The organism is Enterocloster lavalensis (assembly GCF_046603895.1).
Lineage (GTDB): Bacteria > Bacillota > Clostridia > Lachnospirales > Lachnospiraceae > Enterocloster > Enterocloster lavalensis.
The window spans coordinates 4,983,699-4,998,016 of record NZ_CP176637.1; the positions used below are offsets into that span (position 1 = coordinate 4,983,699).

The following is a 14,318-nucleotide window of genomic DNA, read 5'->3' on the forward strand; positions in this document are numbered from 1 at the left end:
GCGCACAGATGAGGAAAAATGTGCTAATATAGATTTGTAACAAAAAAGAAATAATTTTGTAACAATTTTAACGACGGAAAGTGAGGACAAACTATGACAGTAACGATTCCCGCAATGGCGCTGGCAGCCATGGTCGGCTCCGGATGCCCGGTAAACCAGGCGAACATGAACCAGTACAGTCAGGTCATGAACAATCCCGGCAGCGCACAGCCTTACATACAGATGCAGAATGGGGGCGCAGACCTGGACGCGCTGCTCCGGCAGATGGGCGTTTCCTGCCCAGGCGGGATCTGCGACGGATTTGACAGCAACTGCCCCACCGGAAGCTGCGGCGCCGAACTGGACGGGAGCTGCTTTACCGGCGGTAATAACTGCGCGGGCCAGGGCAACAGCTGCAGTCTCCAGGGTTCCGGCACCGGCTGCGGCAGCCGGAATTACAGCGGCATTTACCGCTGATTGACAGACTGATTCGACATTTTCAATACTCCTTTTTATGAGAGGGGGCCCCAGAGGCCGGCGGCGGGCTTTGGGGTCCCCTTTCCGCACCCCAGAGCCTACATCCTCTTTTTCACAGTCTCAATAAAATCGCTGAAATACTGGGGCTGGTAATTTCCGCGCAGATAGCAGAGTGAGAGCTGCAGGATAGCCGCGGGATTCCCGAGGGAAAAGCAGACGGGCTTAAAGGGTAGCATCATATATTTAATATGGGTTTCCGCAGCGAAGCACACGCCCATGTCCTGGAGCACCATGCGCACGGACGCCTCGATGCTTCTGGTGGTGCACAGCACCCGGGGCGTGATCCCGGCATCCTTCATGATCCGGTCCGCGGCCCTGCGGGTGCGCTGGTCGTTGGGCTGCATGATGAAATTCTCATCCTTGAAAAGGCTTAAATCGATCTGCTTGTGCCTGGAACCGGGCCGTTCTATTCCGGCCCCGGCCAGCGGATGGGAGGGGGAGACGATCAGCATCACCTCGTCGTCCCGGATGTGTTCGGCTACGATTCTGGGATCTTTTGGGACATCGTTTAAAATGGCGAAGTCCACATCGCCGTCCAGCAGCATATTTTCCAGAAATCCCGAGTGCAGCTCTGTGATGATAATGTCCACATTCGGGTATTGCCTGGAAAAGGGGGGAAGGATACGGGGCAGAATGTTGGGGCTTCGCAGCACCGGCAGGGCGAGCCTGAGCCGTCCCTGTTTCTGTTTGTTGATATCGCTGAGCTCGTTTTGCAGCTCCTGCTCGATCTCCATGATCCGCTTCGCATGGTATAGGAAGCGCTCGCCCTCGTAGGTCAGCAGGAAACGGTTGCCCACGCGCTGGAACAGCGTGACGCCGATGCGTTTTTCCAGATTGCTGATGAACCGGCTGAGGGCCGGCTGGGAGATGTAAAGGGATTCGGCGGCTGCGGTGATGCTGTCGTACTGAGCTACCGCGGCTACATACTCCATATTCTTGTTGTTGATCTGCAAACCGCCTGGATTCATGGCAATTCCTCCAACCATAACATTGTGTTATTATTTATATTTGTTTTATGCATTTGACTTATTATAAATCAATGATAGAATAAAAATATAGTAAAAGTCAATAATTTTTTTCTCATTTTTCAAATTTTATTGGAGGTATTATATGAGCAGTCTGATCCAAGGGGCCTATGACCTGCATATTCACTCCGCCCCCGACGTATTGCCGCGCAAGGCCGACGATCTGGAGCTGGCACAGCGCTTTCTGAAGGCGGGGATGGCGGGATTTGCCATCAAGTCCCACTATTTCTGCACGGCGGAGCGGGCCGGGCTGGTGAACAAGGTGTATCCGCAGATTCACGCGGTGGGGGCGGTCACGCTGAATTCTTCCGTTGGCGGACTCAATCCTGCGGCGGTGGAGCTGGCGGGCCGGGCCGGCGCGAAAATCGTGTGGTTTCCCACCTGCGATTCCCAGTACGAACAGCAGCACGTGTTCCCGGAGAACCCGGGCAAAGCGGTCAAGCTGCCGTTTTGGGCCAACATCATTATCCAGATGCGCGAGGAAAATATTTCCTGCCCAACCATCACCCTGCTGCATGAGGACGGAAAGCTGAAGGACGAGGTCTGGGACATACTGGATATTATCGCAAAGTGGGATATGGTGCTGGCCACCGGTCACATTTCCCATGAAGAGACCTTTGCCCTCATTTCCGCAGGGAAGGAGCGGGGGGTGAAGAAGATGGTCGTCACCCATGTGGATTTTCCCAGCACCTTCTATGATATTGAACAGCAGCGGGAGTTGGTGGCCATGGGCGCGCAAATGGAGCACTGCTTCACCACCTACAGCACGGGAAAGGTGGATTTTGGTGTGACGCTGGAACAGATTCGAGCCGTGGGGGCGGACCGTGTGATCTGCTCCACGGATTTGGGGCAGAGGGCCAATGTCTACCCGGACGAGGGTATGGAGCAGTTCGCCCAAAAACTTCTGGAGGCCGGGGTCAGCGAGGATGATATCCGAAAAATGTTTGTAACGAATCCAAAAAATCTTATTTCATAAATGAAAGGGGAGGAATGCGTATGATGCAGGATGAACGGCTCCTGGTTGTGAGCGCCCACGCCGCCGATTTTGTGTGGCGGGCAGGCGGCACAATCGCCAAGTATGTGAAAAACGGGGCCCAGGTGCACCTGGTAGTGCTGAGCGTGGGGGTCCGGGGGGAATCCAACGATCTCTGGAAGGCCCCGGATCAGACCGCGGAGCGTGTGAAGGAGATCCGCACAGCGGAATCCAGGAAGGCCGCCGGGATTCTGGGGGTCCGAGACATCGAGTTCTGGGACATGGAGGATTATCCGCTGCGGTTTTCAGAAAAGCAGGAGGAGGACATGGTCAGAAGGATTCGTGAAATACGGCCCACGGCCATTATCACCCACGACCGTCGGGATGTCCTGAACCCGGACCACAACGCGGTCCACGAGTTTGTGTTCCGGTGCAGCGTGGAGTCCAACTCCGCCGGTGTGATCACGCCGGGCCTCAAAGCCACCAGTCAGATGCAGCTTTACGGCTTTGAACCCCACCAGACCGAGCTCAGCGGCTATGTGCCGGGGATATTTGTGGATATCACCGAGAGCTACCCGCAGAAGGTGGAGGCCATGGAGTGTTTCAAGGCGCAGGGGCACCTGATCGAATACTACAAGCAGCGCGCCTTCATGCGGGGGAACCACGCCAGACGTCTTTCGGGAAGGAAGGACTGCCAGTACGCGGAGAGCTTCGCCCGGGTATTTCCCCAGGTGGCGTCCGGCCTGGCGTAAGGGCGCATGCAACTGTCAATCAGATCACAGAGGAAATGAAGATGAATGATACGATAATGGGAAGAATCGGCTGCCGGGTCAAATCCAACTATGAGTTCGATCAACCGTGGCGGGAGCTGACAAAGGGGCTGGAGGGATTCTCCACCGCCAATCTGGCGGACGGAATGAAAGGCTTCTACTGTATGGATATGGGCATCCGCCCAATGGTTCCGGGCGCTAAAATGCTGGGTCCGGCCCTGACCGTCAAACTGAGGCCGGGAGATAATCTGATGTTACATAAGGCGACGGAGCTTGTAAAGGACGGCTATATCGTGGTCTGCGATACCCAGGGCTGCACCAGCTACGCCCTTTTGGGTGAGCTGATGGCCTCGGCGCTGAAAAAACAGAATGCGGGGGGAATCGTGATCGACGGCGTGATCCGGGACTGCGAGGAAGTGATCGAAGTGGGACTTCCGGTATACGCCCGCGGCTCCGTCAGCTGCGCCGGGGACAAGGAAGGGCCGGGGGAGATCAATGTTCCGGTCTGCTGCGGAGGTGTGGTGGTCCGTCCCGGAGATTTCATCGCCGCCGACGCAAGTGGCGTGGTGGTGATCCCCAGGGAGGATGTGGCCGACGTGGCTGCAGGTGCGAAGAAAAAGACGGATTATGAGGAGGTCCGCAGGCAGGAGATCGCGGACGGAAACATCAAAAAGGACAATATTAACCGTATATTAAGCGCCAAATGCGTGTGATCACGCAAAGGAAGGAGAAAGAATTATGTATAGAAATAACAGAAGGATGTTGACGGCTCTGGCTCTGGCGGTGTGCACCGCGTTTACCGCCGCCTGTTCGTCCGGCGCGGGCGCTGCCGCCCCGGAAACCACCAAAGAGGCCCAGACCCAGGCCCCGGCGGAAACTGAGAAGGAGACCGCCCAGGGTGCGGAATCCGAAACGGCGGCCCCGGAGGGGCAGAGCCATTCCCTGACCATGGCCAGCGGAACCAACGGCGGCGTGTTCTACATGCTGGCAGCCGCTTACTCCCAGCTGATCCCGTCGGTGAACCCTAATATGACCATCAACGTGGAGGCTTCCGCGGGAACCAATGAAAACCTGGCCCTTCTCTCCTCCTACGAGGCGGATGTGAGCTTTGCCAACCCCGGCGACGCCCTGAGCGCTTACGAGGGAAAGAGAGAGTTCGAGAGCAAGGCGGCCACGAACCTGCGGGCGGTTATGTCCGGTAACATGAACTATTTCCATGTAATGACGCTGGAGGACTCCCCGATCAAAACTCTGGAGGATATTAAGGGCAGAAAAGTGAGCGTGGGGCCCACCGGAGCGCCCTATATTATGCCTGAGATCATCGAGGCCGCAACGGGCTTTGTGGTCAACGAGGACTATACCGGCGAGTGGATGAGCCACGACCAGGCCGCCGAGGCCCTGATCAACGGCGATATCGATGCGATCTGCGCCACAAACGCCATTCCGTCCTCCGCCTACTCCAGCCTGACCGCGGCTCACCCGGACGTGGTGTTCATCAGCCTGACGGAGCAGGAGATCAACAACGTGATCACCAAACATCCCCAGTCCTATGTGCCTACTGTGATCAAGGCGGGCGCATATTCCACCATCAAAGAGGACACGCCCACGGTGGGACTGCGGGTGCTGATGTTCACCAACGACCAGGTAGACGAGGACGCCATTTACCAGCTGACCAAGGCCATTATGGAGAATACGGAGGCTGCGGAGGCCATCTACGCGCCTGCGGCGGACTACTGTCTCGAGACGCAGAAAGAGTCCATCGACAGCTATCCCCTGCCCATCCATCCCGGAGCGGAGAAGTATTACCGGGAGGCCGGTTTGATCCAGTAAGCGTTTTGATTGACTCCGGGCCCGCGCATTTTCGCGGGAATCCCGGAATCGACCGTTGCGGCGGCCGCAGACTGGCCGCCGCAATCCACGGGGAAAGAGGTGTTTCCACATGAAAACTGAAAAACCGGATATGAAAAAGTACCTCAATTATCTCATCACCGTACTTTCGGCCGTGCTCTGCCTGTTCCATCTGTACGCCGTGTACCGGGGTACGCTGTCCATCATGCGGCAGAAGGTGGTTCACATCGGGCTGATTCTGCTGTTGGCGGTGCTGGTGTATTTTGTGAAAAAGCTGGAAAAGGGAGAGCGGATTCACCCGATTGACGTGGCGGTGAACGCTCTGTTTTTCGGGGGCGTTATCTATGCGGCCTCCTACATTTTCATCATGGACAAGCAGCTTGTGTTTTTCCAGGGCGCGCCTAACAAGGAGATCATTCTGGCGGGCCTGATCCTGACGGCCGCGCTGTTCTTTATCACCCAGCGAACCCTGGGATGGGTGATGCCGCTGATCGCCGTCACCGCCCTGGCCTACGGCGTGTTCGGGGACCGGATTCCCGGCGCGCTGGGGCACAGGACCTACAGCATCGCCAGAATTTCTTCCTCCCTTATTTTGGGAGAGGACGGCATTATGGGCACGCCGCTGGGCGTATCCGCCGGAACCGTGGCGATGTTCGTCATTTTCGGGTCTGTGCTGCAATACACGGGAGCGGGTCAGGCATTTATCGACCTGGCTTTCGCCGCGTTTGGGACCATCCGGGGCGGCCCGGCCAAGGTGGCGGTGGTGAGCAGCGCGCTGTTTGGCAGCATCAGCGGCTCGCCCATCGCCAACGTGGTCTCCACCGGCACGTTCACCATCCCACTTATGAAGAAGGTGGGATATGAGCCGGAATACGCGGGGGCAGTGGAGGCGGTGGCGTCCACCGGCGGGCAGATCATGCCGCCCATCATGGGAGCGGCCGCGTTCATCATGGCCCAGAGCATGGGGGTGCCGTATATGACCATCGTGCGGGCCGCCATTCTGCCAGCGTTTCTATATTATTTTATGGTGCTCATTTCCATCCATCTGGTAGCGGTTAAAGGCGGCATGAAGGGGCTTCCGGCCAGCCAGCTGCCGGATTTTAAAGCGACGCTTAAGAAAAGCTGGTTTCTGATTCTGCCCATCGGGGTGCTGGTGTATATGCTGGTGGTGCTCAGACTGTCCACCAACAAGGCGGCGCTGTACTGCTGCGGCCTGAGCCTGGTCGCCAGCTGGTTCAGCAGGGAGAACCGGGTGACGCCAAAGGCTGCAATCGGTATTTTCCTGGACGCGGCCAAAAATATGATCAGCGTGGCCCTGGCCTGCGCCATCGCGGGCGTGGTGATCTCCATGCTGTCGCTCACCGGACTGGGGCTGAAACTGTCCTCCCTGATGATCATGCTCTCCGGCGAAAATCTGTACATTCTCATGCTGCTGGTGGCTATTTCCGGGATTATCCTGGGCATGGGGCTTCCCAGCGTGGGCGTTTACGTGATCCTTGCGGCTCTGACCGCGCCCGCCCTGGTGTCCTTCGGCGTTTCCCAGCTCAGCGCGCAGTTTTACGTGTTCTACTTCGGCTGTATTTCCGCCATCACGCCGCCGGTGGCGCTGGCGGCCTACGCAGCCGCGGGTATCGCGGGCTGTGATACCAACAAAACGGGCTGGCTGGCGGTGAAGCTGGGCCTTGCGGGATTCCTGCTGCCGGTGATGTTTGTGCTCAATCCGTCCATTCTGATGACCGGAAGCCCGGCCGCGATCCTGCAGACCGCGGTCACGTCCACCATCGCAATCACTGTTCTCACCATGGCGGTGAATGGGGTTCCGTACCCCAGAAAGGCCAGCCGTGCCGTGCTGATCCTGTCGGCCCTTCTGCTGCTGGACGGGGGCACCATGAGCGATCTTGGGGGCCTGGCAGCGGCAGCGGCGGTCTTTGCCATTGAAACGATTCTGAAAAAACGAGGAGGTCAGCCATGAAAATTAAATCTGTAGAGGCCAGAAATATCAGCATTCCCCTAAACCGCCCGATCCACAATCCGGCGTTTAAATTCACACACTGCAAATACACCATCGTGACCGTTACCACGGACGAGGGCATCACGGGCTGGAGCTTTTCCTTTGGGATGCACCACACAAAAGCGGTGGTGGACGAGCTGGCGGAAATTCTGGTGGGGGAGGAGATAGACACCAGACGGCTGTATGAGAAGATGAAACGCACCCAGGCGGTGCGCTGGGACAGGGGCGGAATCTCCATGCGGGCGCTCTCCGCCATCGACATCGCGCTGTGGGATATTGTGGGCAAGAGCTGCGGTCTGCCGCTTTACCGGCTGCTGGGCTGCTACCGGGAAGAGATTCCGGTGTATTACAGCGGCGGACATTACCCGGTGGATTCCACGAAAACTTCCGACATGCTGGACTATCTGGAACAGGATATCGGCAAAGGGCTGGACCGGGGATTTTCCTCCTTTAAAATCAAAATCGGCGGGGCCGCCGTGAGCCAGGACCTGGAGCGGATCGCGTTCTGCCGCAAGCTCATCGGCCCGGACCGGCGGCTGATGGTGGACGCGTTCTGCGCCTATGAGGCGGATGTGATCATTCCCATGGCGAAGAAATTCGAACAGTACGACATCGGGTTCCTGGAGGAGCCTGTGGCCCTGGACGATATACCGGGCTGCGCCTATGTGGCGGCCAATGTGTCCATGCCGGTGGCCCTGGGGGAGAGCCACTACACCATGGCACAGTTCCGGGACATTATTAACAGCAAGGCGGCCAGAATCCTGCAGCCTGATGTGGCCTACGTGGGCGGAATCACAGGCTTTATGCAGTACGCGGGTATTGCAGCCTATCACGGTTTGAGGCTGGCGCCTCACTGGTGCCACGACCTGTCCGTGCAACTGGCGCTGTCCATCCCGCAGATTCGGGAACTGGAGTATATGGACCAGAATTCCGCGCTGTTCCTGATCCAGAAGGTGATCGCAAATCCCGTAACTGCCAGCAATGGCATCGTGCGGGCGCCGGAAGGAGCCGGGCACGGGCTGGTGCTGGATGAGAAGGCTGTGGAGCGCTATCTCGCGTAACCGATAGACGCCGTTTCCATTTTCTTTGCAGAATTTTAATTCGACTTTTTCCGCCCCACAAGTTACAATGGGCTGCATAGACGGCCTGAGTCGGGGAATATATTGAAGAGACAGTGTGTGGGAAAAGGAGAATACGATGAACCGTGAAGGAATCACTACAATCTTAAAAGGCATGTGGATCGGGGGTACCATGACGGTGCCCGGCGTCAGCGGCGGGTCCATGGCTATGATTATGGGAATATACGACCGGCTGATCACCTCGGTCAGCTCATTTTTTAAACACCCGAAGGAGAGCGTGACGTTTCTGGCGCTCTTTGTGGGAGGGGCCGGGCTGGGCATGATTCTGTTCGCCCGGCTGATCAACGCCCTTTTGACCGGGCCTGCGGACATCCCGGTGCGCTTTTTCTTCCTGGGAGCCGTGGCCGGTGGCGTGCCCATGATCTACCGGGAGGCCGGGGTGAAGCGCCTGGATGTGAAAGCCTTTGTCTACCCGGCAATCGGAATCGCCCTGGTGGTGGCTCTGGCATTTCTGCCCCAGGGACTGTTCGGCCCTCAGGAAGGGGCTGGGCTTCTCGGGATGCTGCTCCAGCTTGTGGGCGGCGTGATCATCGCAGTGGGGCTGGTTCTGCCGGGAATCAGCGTGTCCCAGATGCTCTACATGCTGGGGATTTATGAAGGGATAATGGAAAATATTGGGAATCTCAACATCCTGCCCCTGATTCCCCTGGGAATCGGCGTGGTGGGCGGCATTTTCCTCACCACCAAGGTGCTGGAACGCCTGATGGAGCGCCATCCACAGCCAACCTACCTGATTATCCTGGGCTTTATGTTTGGCTCTCTGCCCGAGCTGTTCCCGGGGATTCCCGCGGGCGGGGCGCTGGTATTTAGCGCGCTCACCGCGGCTGCCGGGTTCGCGGCGCTATACGCCATGTCGCGGCGGGAGGCGGCTGCGGCGTAAAAAGGCTGCTGCCCTCCGCGATTCCCGCTATCTGCCTTACACGGTCCGTGGATCGCCCCAGTAGAACAGGGCCACGGTGCCCGGCCCGGTGTGGGAGCCGATGACCGTGCCGATGTCGTTGATCATTACGGGGCCGTCCAGTTTGGGGAAGGTTTGCTCCACCAGATCGGCCACCTCCCTGGCGTCCTCCATGCAGGCGGACTGGGAGATGAAGCATTTCCCGCTGTAATCCGTTCCGTCCAGGGCGTGCTCCTTCATCCGCTCCACGATCTCCCGGATCACCTTCTTTTTGCCGCGGATTTTCTCCCGGGGGATCAGCTTACCCTCCTGGTTGACCTCCATCAGGGGGCAGATGTTTAACATCCCTCCGAAGAACGCCGCGGAAGCGGAAATGCGTCCCCCGCGCTTTAAGTGGGAGAGGTCCGAGGTGAAAAACCAGTGGTGCAGGTTGGCCCGGTACGAAAGAAGCCAGGCGCAGAGCTCGTCGTAGCCGCAGCCGGACTGCATTTTCTCCCAGGCGGTGTCCACCAGCAGGCCGTACCCCGAGGAGGCGGACAGGGAGTCCACCACCGTGATCCGGCGGTCCGGATAGCGCTCCGCCATCTCGTCCCTTGCAATCTGTGCGGAATTGATGGTTCCGGAGATGCCTGAGGACAGCGTAATGTGAATGATATCCTTGCCGTCTTTTAAGAACGGCTCAAACATAGTTTCGTACTGTTCGGCGTTTACCTGTGAGGTCACAGGCATAGCGCCGTTTTTGACGCGCTGGTAAAATTCCTCGTTGGTGATGGATTTGCCCAGATCGTCGGCGTATTCGCACCCGTCCATGGTGAAGTGGAAGCAGGCGTACGGAATATTTTTTTCAGTAAAAAAGGATTCCGGCATGTCCGCGGTGGAACAGCAGGTAATAATATAATCGCTCATCTATGATTCCCCCTCGTATTTTCCCCAAAGCGGCAGGCCGGGGATCGGCTATGGCCTCCTCGTGTCCCGCTGTGCTTTAAGGTACAGACCCCGCAGCAGGCTGCGGGGGTGGCTGTCGTTTGGTCTGGGAAAAGTATAACACGGCCCGGGGTAAGGTGTCAATTCGGAGACCGGTATGGGAAAGAATGATAAAGAAATTAGAAAGAGGTTACAAAACTAGTAATCTATGCTATAATCCCAAGTTTGACAGTTTAGAATGTTGAAAACCCTTAGAAACGTCGTATTTATGCCGTTTCTGAGGGCTTTTCTTTTTGAAAAAAGGGAGTAATGGATTCTTATTCTTTTGAATGTCTGCAGATACCCTTTATGGTACGTTTCTTTATCAATTCATAGTCAGTACGGAACCCGGCGTACTCATGCAACGCATCCGTAAGCTTTGTACGTGTGTAAGATGGGATATATCCTTCGTTTCCTATGCTTGTTACCCTCATTTTTCTGAGTGTCGAAATAATCTCATCACAAGTGAACTGGCTGTCTAGTTTGCGTTCCAGAATCCGGTAGATTAAAAGCGCGATAAAACATGTCGTAAAGTGAGCTTTGATCCTGTCATCCCGTTTTAGGTAAACCGGCCTGGCCTCGAATTCTGATTTCATGATCCGGAAAGATTCTTCGATTTCCCACCGCCCTTGATTTACTGCTGCGATTTCGGAAGGGTCATCGTCGAGATTCGTATAGACGGCATAGAAGCCGTCATACTGGGCTTCTTCCTGTACGGCGTCCTGATCAATTTCGTAAATTTTATTTGCAGCGCATTCACCATATGCGGTGATCGATGTTTTCTTTATGAATCTGCGGTAATCATTCTGGCTATGCTTATCAATCCTTTTCGGCTCGGTATCAATTGCTTTTATCGCTCTTAAAATCTGCTGATTTCGGATCTGTTGTTGATAGTTCCTGTATTTCAGGGAATAGGTCACGATCAGAGTCTGATCGAAATCAATATCACGTTTCCCGTCATTTCCTTCCACATACAGCTGCTTGTAGAATAGCTTGCTGCGGTTTTTAGCGGTGTCTTCGAGCCTGCTGATATCATAGGTATCCAGGCTGTCTTTCAGATGCCATCCGGTGGGCTCCAGACACCATTGGCGCAAATCTTTTTTGAGCTTTTTAATGGACTGCGTTGTTATGAAACAGCGGCCGCCAAAGTTGTTGAATTTCCGGTTGCGTTCAGAAGACAATCCAGCATCCGTACAGACGATAAATTTTGAAAGCGAGAAATCTCTCAGGATCTGTTCTTCCAATGGGATCAGAGTAGTCTGTTCATTGGTATTGCCTGGATGGATACAAAAGGCAAGGGGGATCCCACTTCGATCAATGAAAAGTCCCATCTCGACGATAGGGCTCGGGCGATGTTCCTTGCTCGGACCGTATTGTTTCAGGCCTTCCTGACATTCCGTTTCAAAAAAGTAATTGGTACAGTCATAGTACAGGACTCCGGTCTGCCGTTTGACCAGCCGCCGGCTTGCTTCATACAGTTCCGCCTGGATGGAATCGGATTCGTTTGCAATGACAGACAGGGCACGATAAATCTGATGCAGTTCAAAAGCCGGTGGTTCGAGCAAATCGGAGGACTGCTCATAGCAGGAGAGTTTTGAAGACGGATTGAGGATCCTCTCATATACAAGACGTGAAAGGATGGAATCAAGGTCATAGGAAAACGAATATTCTTTTGAAATCTTTCTACAGATGTTTGGCAGGCGAAGATCATAGTAGATCTTCTGAAGGAAAAGGTAACCAACGTTATAGGAATTCTGCTTATCGAAAGGAATGAGAATATCCGTCCGCAGCGGAACAAGGACTTTATGCTGCTTTTCAGCTTCGGCCTGATTGAGCTCGTCCAGATGCGCCTTAGCCCATTTATTGGCATCTGTACAATGATATTTTTCCATGATTTCCCGTTCAGTTCCAAGGCGTTCCACAACTTCTGAGGAGCGTTTGCCGTCGCGGCGGACAGAGCGGATGATGTAGTAGCTTATTCCATTTTTGGTTTTATTTGTAGTCAATCGCATGGCAGACTCCTTAAGAGAGATGGTATAATCGTATTATATCATATATTACGCTATTACGCACTAAAAACTTTCTGAATTTGACAAAAAAATAAGCAGCCATAAGGCTTGCAAGATTTTCAGGTGTCAAACTCCCGGGTTGGCTGTCGTTTGGTCTGGGAAAAGTATAACACGGCCCGGGGTAAGGTGTCAATTCGGAGACCGGTATGGGAAAGAATGATAAAGAAATTAGAAAGAGGTTACAAAACTAGTAATCTATGCTATAATAAGGAAACGTATTTCTTATCATCAACCTGCGGTTGACGACAAGGTATAACAAGGAAACGTATCCCTTATCGCCAACCTATGGCTGACGACAAGGTATAATAAGGCATAAATAAGAACATTTATCGGCGATAGCCCCATCCGCGCAGGCAAAACCGGCGTTTGCGGTCCGGCAATCACCGTCGGAAATGGTATAAAGTATAAATATGGAAAGGAATGCCAATGCTATGTATAAATGCTGTATATTCGACCTGGACGGCACGCTGGTCAATTCAATCCACGCCATCCGTAAATCCGTAAACCTCACCCTGGCGTCGTTCGGGCTCCGGGAGATCACGGTGGAGGAGGCCAAGCGCTTTGTGGGCGACGGGTACCGGAAGCTGATGGAGCGCGCTTTGACCGCCTGCGGCGATGAATCGCTGGTGAATTACCAGGAGTCCCTGGTCCGCTACTCGGAATTTTTCAAGGATGTGTGCATGTACCGGGTGGAGCCCTACCAGGGTATTTCGGAGCTGCTGGATTTTTTGAAAGCCAACGGGATTAAGGCTGCGGTGCTCTCCAACAAACCCCACGAGCGGACCTTGGAAAATGTGGAGGGCGTGTTCGGCAGCGGCTATTTTGACATTGTAAACGGGGAACGTGAGAGCGAGGGAATCCGCCGCAAGCCCGCACCGGACGGCGTGTGGATGATCGCCCGGGAGCTGGGCGCGGACGTGAAGGAGTGCCTGTATCTGGGGGACACCAACACGGATATGGAGACGGGCCTGGCCGCCGGAGCGGACACGGTGGGCGTCACCTGGGGCTTTCGCGGGCGGGAAGAGCTGGAGGCGTTTCATCCGGCCTATATTGTGGATCACCCCTCCCAGGTGATACAGATTGTAAAGGACGTGAACGGGATTGCGTAATTGGATTAAACGGACGGCAGGGCTTCTGGCTCTGCTTTTCCTGGCGGCGGCGGTGACGGCCGGCTGCGCCCGGAGGCCGGAGACGACGGAGGACGGGCGGCTGAAGGTCGTTACCACGCTGTTTCCTTATTATGACTTTGTGCGCCAGGTGGCGGGGGACCGGGTGAACCTGACCCTGGTGGTTCCGGCTGGGATGGACAGCCATTCCTTTGAGCCCACCCCGGCGGACATGATCACCATCCAGGAGGCCGACGTGCTGATCTGCAACGGCGGAGAGATGGAGCACTGGCTCAGCCAGGTTCTGGACTCCATTGACAAATCCCACATGAAGATCGTCACCATGATGGACTACGTCGACGCGGTGGAGGAGGAGCATGTGGAGGGCATGGAGGATGCAGAACACGAGCATGCGGACCATGAACACGCGGATGAGGACGACGACGGCCACGGGGTGGAGATCGAGTACGACGAGCACATCTGGACGTCGCCGGTGAACGCCATGGCCATTGTAAAGATCATCAACCAGACACTGGACGAGGCCCTTCCAGGGGAGGCCGGGCGGTTCGATGAGAACACCCGGGCGTACCTCGGGGAGCTTGAAGAGCTGGATGGGGAATTCCGGCAGGTGGCCGCCCAGGGAAAACGCCATATGATTATCGTGGCGGACAAGTTCCCCTTCCGCTATTTTGCCGACGAGTACGGCCTGTCCTACCGGGCGGCCTTTTCCGGGTGCAGCAGCGACACGGAGCCCAGCGCCAGAACCATCGCCTACCTGATCGACAAGATCAAGGCGGAGCAGATTCCGGTGGTTTACTATCTGGAACTGTCCAGCCACAGCACCGCCAGGGTGATCGGGGAGGAGACGGGAGCCAAACCGATGCTCCTTCACTCCTGCCACAACGTGACCAGGCGGGAGTTCGACCAGGGCATCACCTACCTGCAGCTGATGAAGCGGAACGTGGATGCGCTGCGGGCAGGGCTTAGCTGAGCCGGATTT

Annotated in this window: 13 protein-coding genes; 10 read left to right on the forward strand and 3 right to left on the reverse strand. The window is 55.7% G+C overall.

Annotated features, from left to right (window positions below; all coding sequences use genetic code 11):
* Positions 1-93: 93 nt before the first annotated feature.
* Positions 94-456, forward strand: a complete 363-nt coding sequence (locus ACK2JC_RS22305; RefSeq protein ID WP_320938423.1) for a hypothetical protein — start codon at positions 94-96, stop codon at positions 454-456.
* A 98-nt stretch (positions 457-554) separates the two neighbouring features.
* On the opposite strand, the gene ACK2JC_RS22310 is transcribed toward ACK2JC_RS22305, so the two are convergent.
* Positions 555-1,484, reverse strand: coding sequence for a LysR family transcriptional regulator (locus tag ACK2JC_RS22310; RefSeq protein ID WP_320938424.1), 930 nt, complete (start codon positions 1,482-1,484; stop codon positions 555-557).
* A gap of 142 nt (positions 1,485-1,626) precedes the next feature.
* Here ACK2JC_RS22310 and ACK2JC_RS22315 point away from each other — a divergent pair, with 142 nt between their 5' ends.
* The 7 genes from ACK2JC_RS22315 (at position 1,627) to ACK2JC_RS22345 (ending at position 9,162) form a co-directional block, all read left to right on the forward strand.
* Entirely contained in the window at positions 1,627-2,517 is an 891-nt protein-coding gene (locus tag ACK2JC_RS22315) for a DUF6282 family protein (RefSeq protein ID WP_227169987.1), read from the forward strand.
* A gap of 20 nt (positions 2,518-2,537) precedes the next feature.
* Positions 2,538-3,266: a PIG-L deacetylase family protein gene (locus tag ACK2JC_RS22320; RefSeq protein ID WP_227169985.1), complete on the forward strand. Its 729-nt coding sequence runs from the start codon at positions 2,538-2,540 to the stop codon at positions 3,264-3,266.
* Positions 3,267-3,307: 41 nt separating this feature from the next.
* The gene (locus tag ACK2JC_RS22325; RefSeq protein ID WP_276952957.1) at positions 3,308-3,997 is read left to right on the forward strand and encodes an RraA family protein; all 690 of its coding nucleotides are present in this window, start codon (positions 3,308-3,310) and stop codon (positions 3,995-3,997) included.
* Between the two features lie 25 nt (positions 3,998-4,022).
* On the forward strand, positions 4,023-5,114 hold the full coding sequence (locus ACK2JC_RS22330; RefSeq protein ID WP_320938425.1) for a TAXI family TRAP transporter solute-binding subunit: 1,092 nt from the start codon (positions 4,023-4,025) through the stop codon (positions 5,112-5,114).
* 109 nt (positions 5,115-5,223) lie between these two features.
* The gene (locus ACK2JC_RS22335) at positions 5,224-7,104 is read left to right on the forward strand and encodes a TRAP transporter fused permease subunit (RefSeq protein ID WP_320938426.1); all 1,881 of its coding nucleotides are present in this window, start codon (positions 5,224-5,226) and stop codon (positions 7,102-7,104) included.
* Positions 7,101-8,204: a mandelate racemase/muconate lactonizing enzyme family protein gene (locus ACK2JC_RS22340; protein WP_227169977.1), complete on the forward strand. Its 1,104-nt coding sequence runs from the start codon at positions 7,101-7,103 to the stop codon at positions 8,202-8,204. The genes ACK2JC_RS22335 and ACK2JC_RS22340 overlap by 4 nt, the downstream gene beginning before the upstream one ends.
* A 136-nt stretch (positions 8,205-8,340) precedes the next feature.
* The gene (locus ACK2JC_RS22345; protein WP_118754713.1) at positions 8,341-9,162 is read left to right on the forward strand and encodes a DUF368 domain-containing protein; all 822 of its coding nucleotides are present in this window, start codon (positions 8,341-8,343) and stop codon (positions 9,160-9,162) included.
* 36 nt (positions 9,163-9,198) lie between these two features.
* On the opposite strand, the gene ACK2JC_RS22350 is transcribed toward ACK2JC_RS22345, so the two are convergent.
* Both ACK2JC_RS22350 and ACK2JC_RS22355 read right to left on the reverse strand, forming a co-directional pair.
* Entirely contained in the window at positions 9,199-10,086 is an 888-nt protein-coding gene (locus ACK2JC_RS22350) for a DegV family protein (RefSeq protein ID WP_118754712.1), read from the reverse strand.
* Between the two features lie 335 nt (positions 10,087-10,421).
* On the reverse strand, positions 10,422-12,155 hold the full coding sequence (locus tag ACK2JC_RS22355; RefSeq protein ID WP_368275008.1) for an IS1634 family transposase: 1,734 nt from the start codon (positions 12,153-12,155) through the stop codon (positions 10,422-10,424).
* Between the two features lie 488 nt (positions 12,156-12,643).
* Here ACK2JC_RS22355 and ACK2JC_RS22360 point away from each other — a divergent pair, with 488 nt between their 5' ends.
* Together ACK2JC_RS22360 and ACK2JC_RS22365 are read left to right on the forward strand one after the other, a co-directional pair.
* Positions 12,644-13,321, forward strand: a complete 678-nt coding sequence (locus ACK2JC_RS22360) for an HAD family hydrolase (RefSeq protein ID WP_092363386.1) — start codon at positions 12,644-12,646, stop codon at positions 13,319-13,321.
* Positions 13,314-14,309, forward strand: coding sequence for a metal ABC transporter substrate-binding protein (locus tag ACK2JC_RS22365; protein WP_331681191.1), 996 nt, complete (start codon positions 13,314-13,316; stop codon positions 14,307-14,309). Before ACK2JC_RS22360 ends, ACK2JC_RS22365 begins: the two co-directional genes overlap by 8 nt.
* Positions 14,310-14,318 lie beyond the last annotated feature (9 nt).

Bases quoted from the DNA above. Each gene is read 5' to 3' on its own strand.
- ACK2JC_RS22305 (WP_320938423.1), top strand. From the start codon at position 94: ATGACAGTAACGATTCCCGCAATGGCGCTGGCAGCCATGGTCGGCTCC.
- ACK2JC_RS22320 (WP_227169985.1), top strand. From the start codon at position 2,538: ATGATGCAGGATGAACGGCTCCTGGTTGTGAGCGCCCACGCCGCCGAT.
- ACK2JC_RS22335 (WP_320938426.1), top strand. From the start codon at position 5,224: ATGAAAACTGAAAAACCGGATATGAAAAAGTACCTCAATTATCTCATC.
- ACK2JC_RS22315 (WP_227169987.1), top strand. From the start codon at position 1,627: ATGAGCAGTCTGATCCAAGGGGCCTATGACCTGCATATTCACTCCGCC.
- ACK2JC_RS22330 (WP_320938425.1), top strand. From the start codon at position 4,023: ATGTATAGAAATAACAGAAGGATGTTGACGGCTCTGGCTCTGGCGGTG.
- ACK2JC_RS22325 (WP_276952957.1), top strand. From the start codon at position 3,308: ATGAATGATACGATAATGGGAAGAATCGGCTGCCGGGTCAAATCCAAC.
- ACK2JC_RS22355 (WP_368275008.1), bottom strand. From the start codon at position 12,155: ATGCGATTGACTACAAATAAAACCAAAAATGGAATAAGCTACTACATC.
- ACK2JC_RS22350 (WP_118754712.1), bottom strand. From the start codon at position 10,086: ATGAGCGATTATATTATTACCTGCTGTTCCACCGCGGACATGCCGGAA.
- ACK2JC_RS22310 (WP_320938424.1), bottom strand. From the start codon at position 1,484: ATGAATCCAGGCGGTTTGCAGATCAACAACAAGAATATGGAGTATGTA.
- ACK2JC_RS22345 (WP_118754713.1), top strand. From the start codon at position 8,341: ATGAACCGTGAAGGAATCACTACAATCTTAAAAGGCATGTGGATCGGG.
- ACK2JC_RS22340 (WP_227169977.1), top strand. From the start codon at position 7,101: ATGAAAATTAAATCTGTAGAGGCCAGAAATATCAGCATTCCCCTAAAC.
- ACK2JC_RS22360 (WP_092363386.1), top strand. From the start codon at position 12,644: ATGTATAAATGCTGTATATTCGACCTGGACGGCACGCTGGTCAATTCA.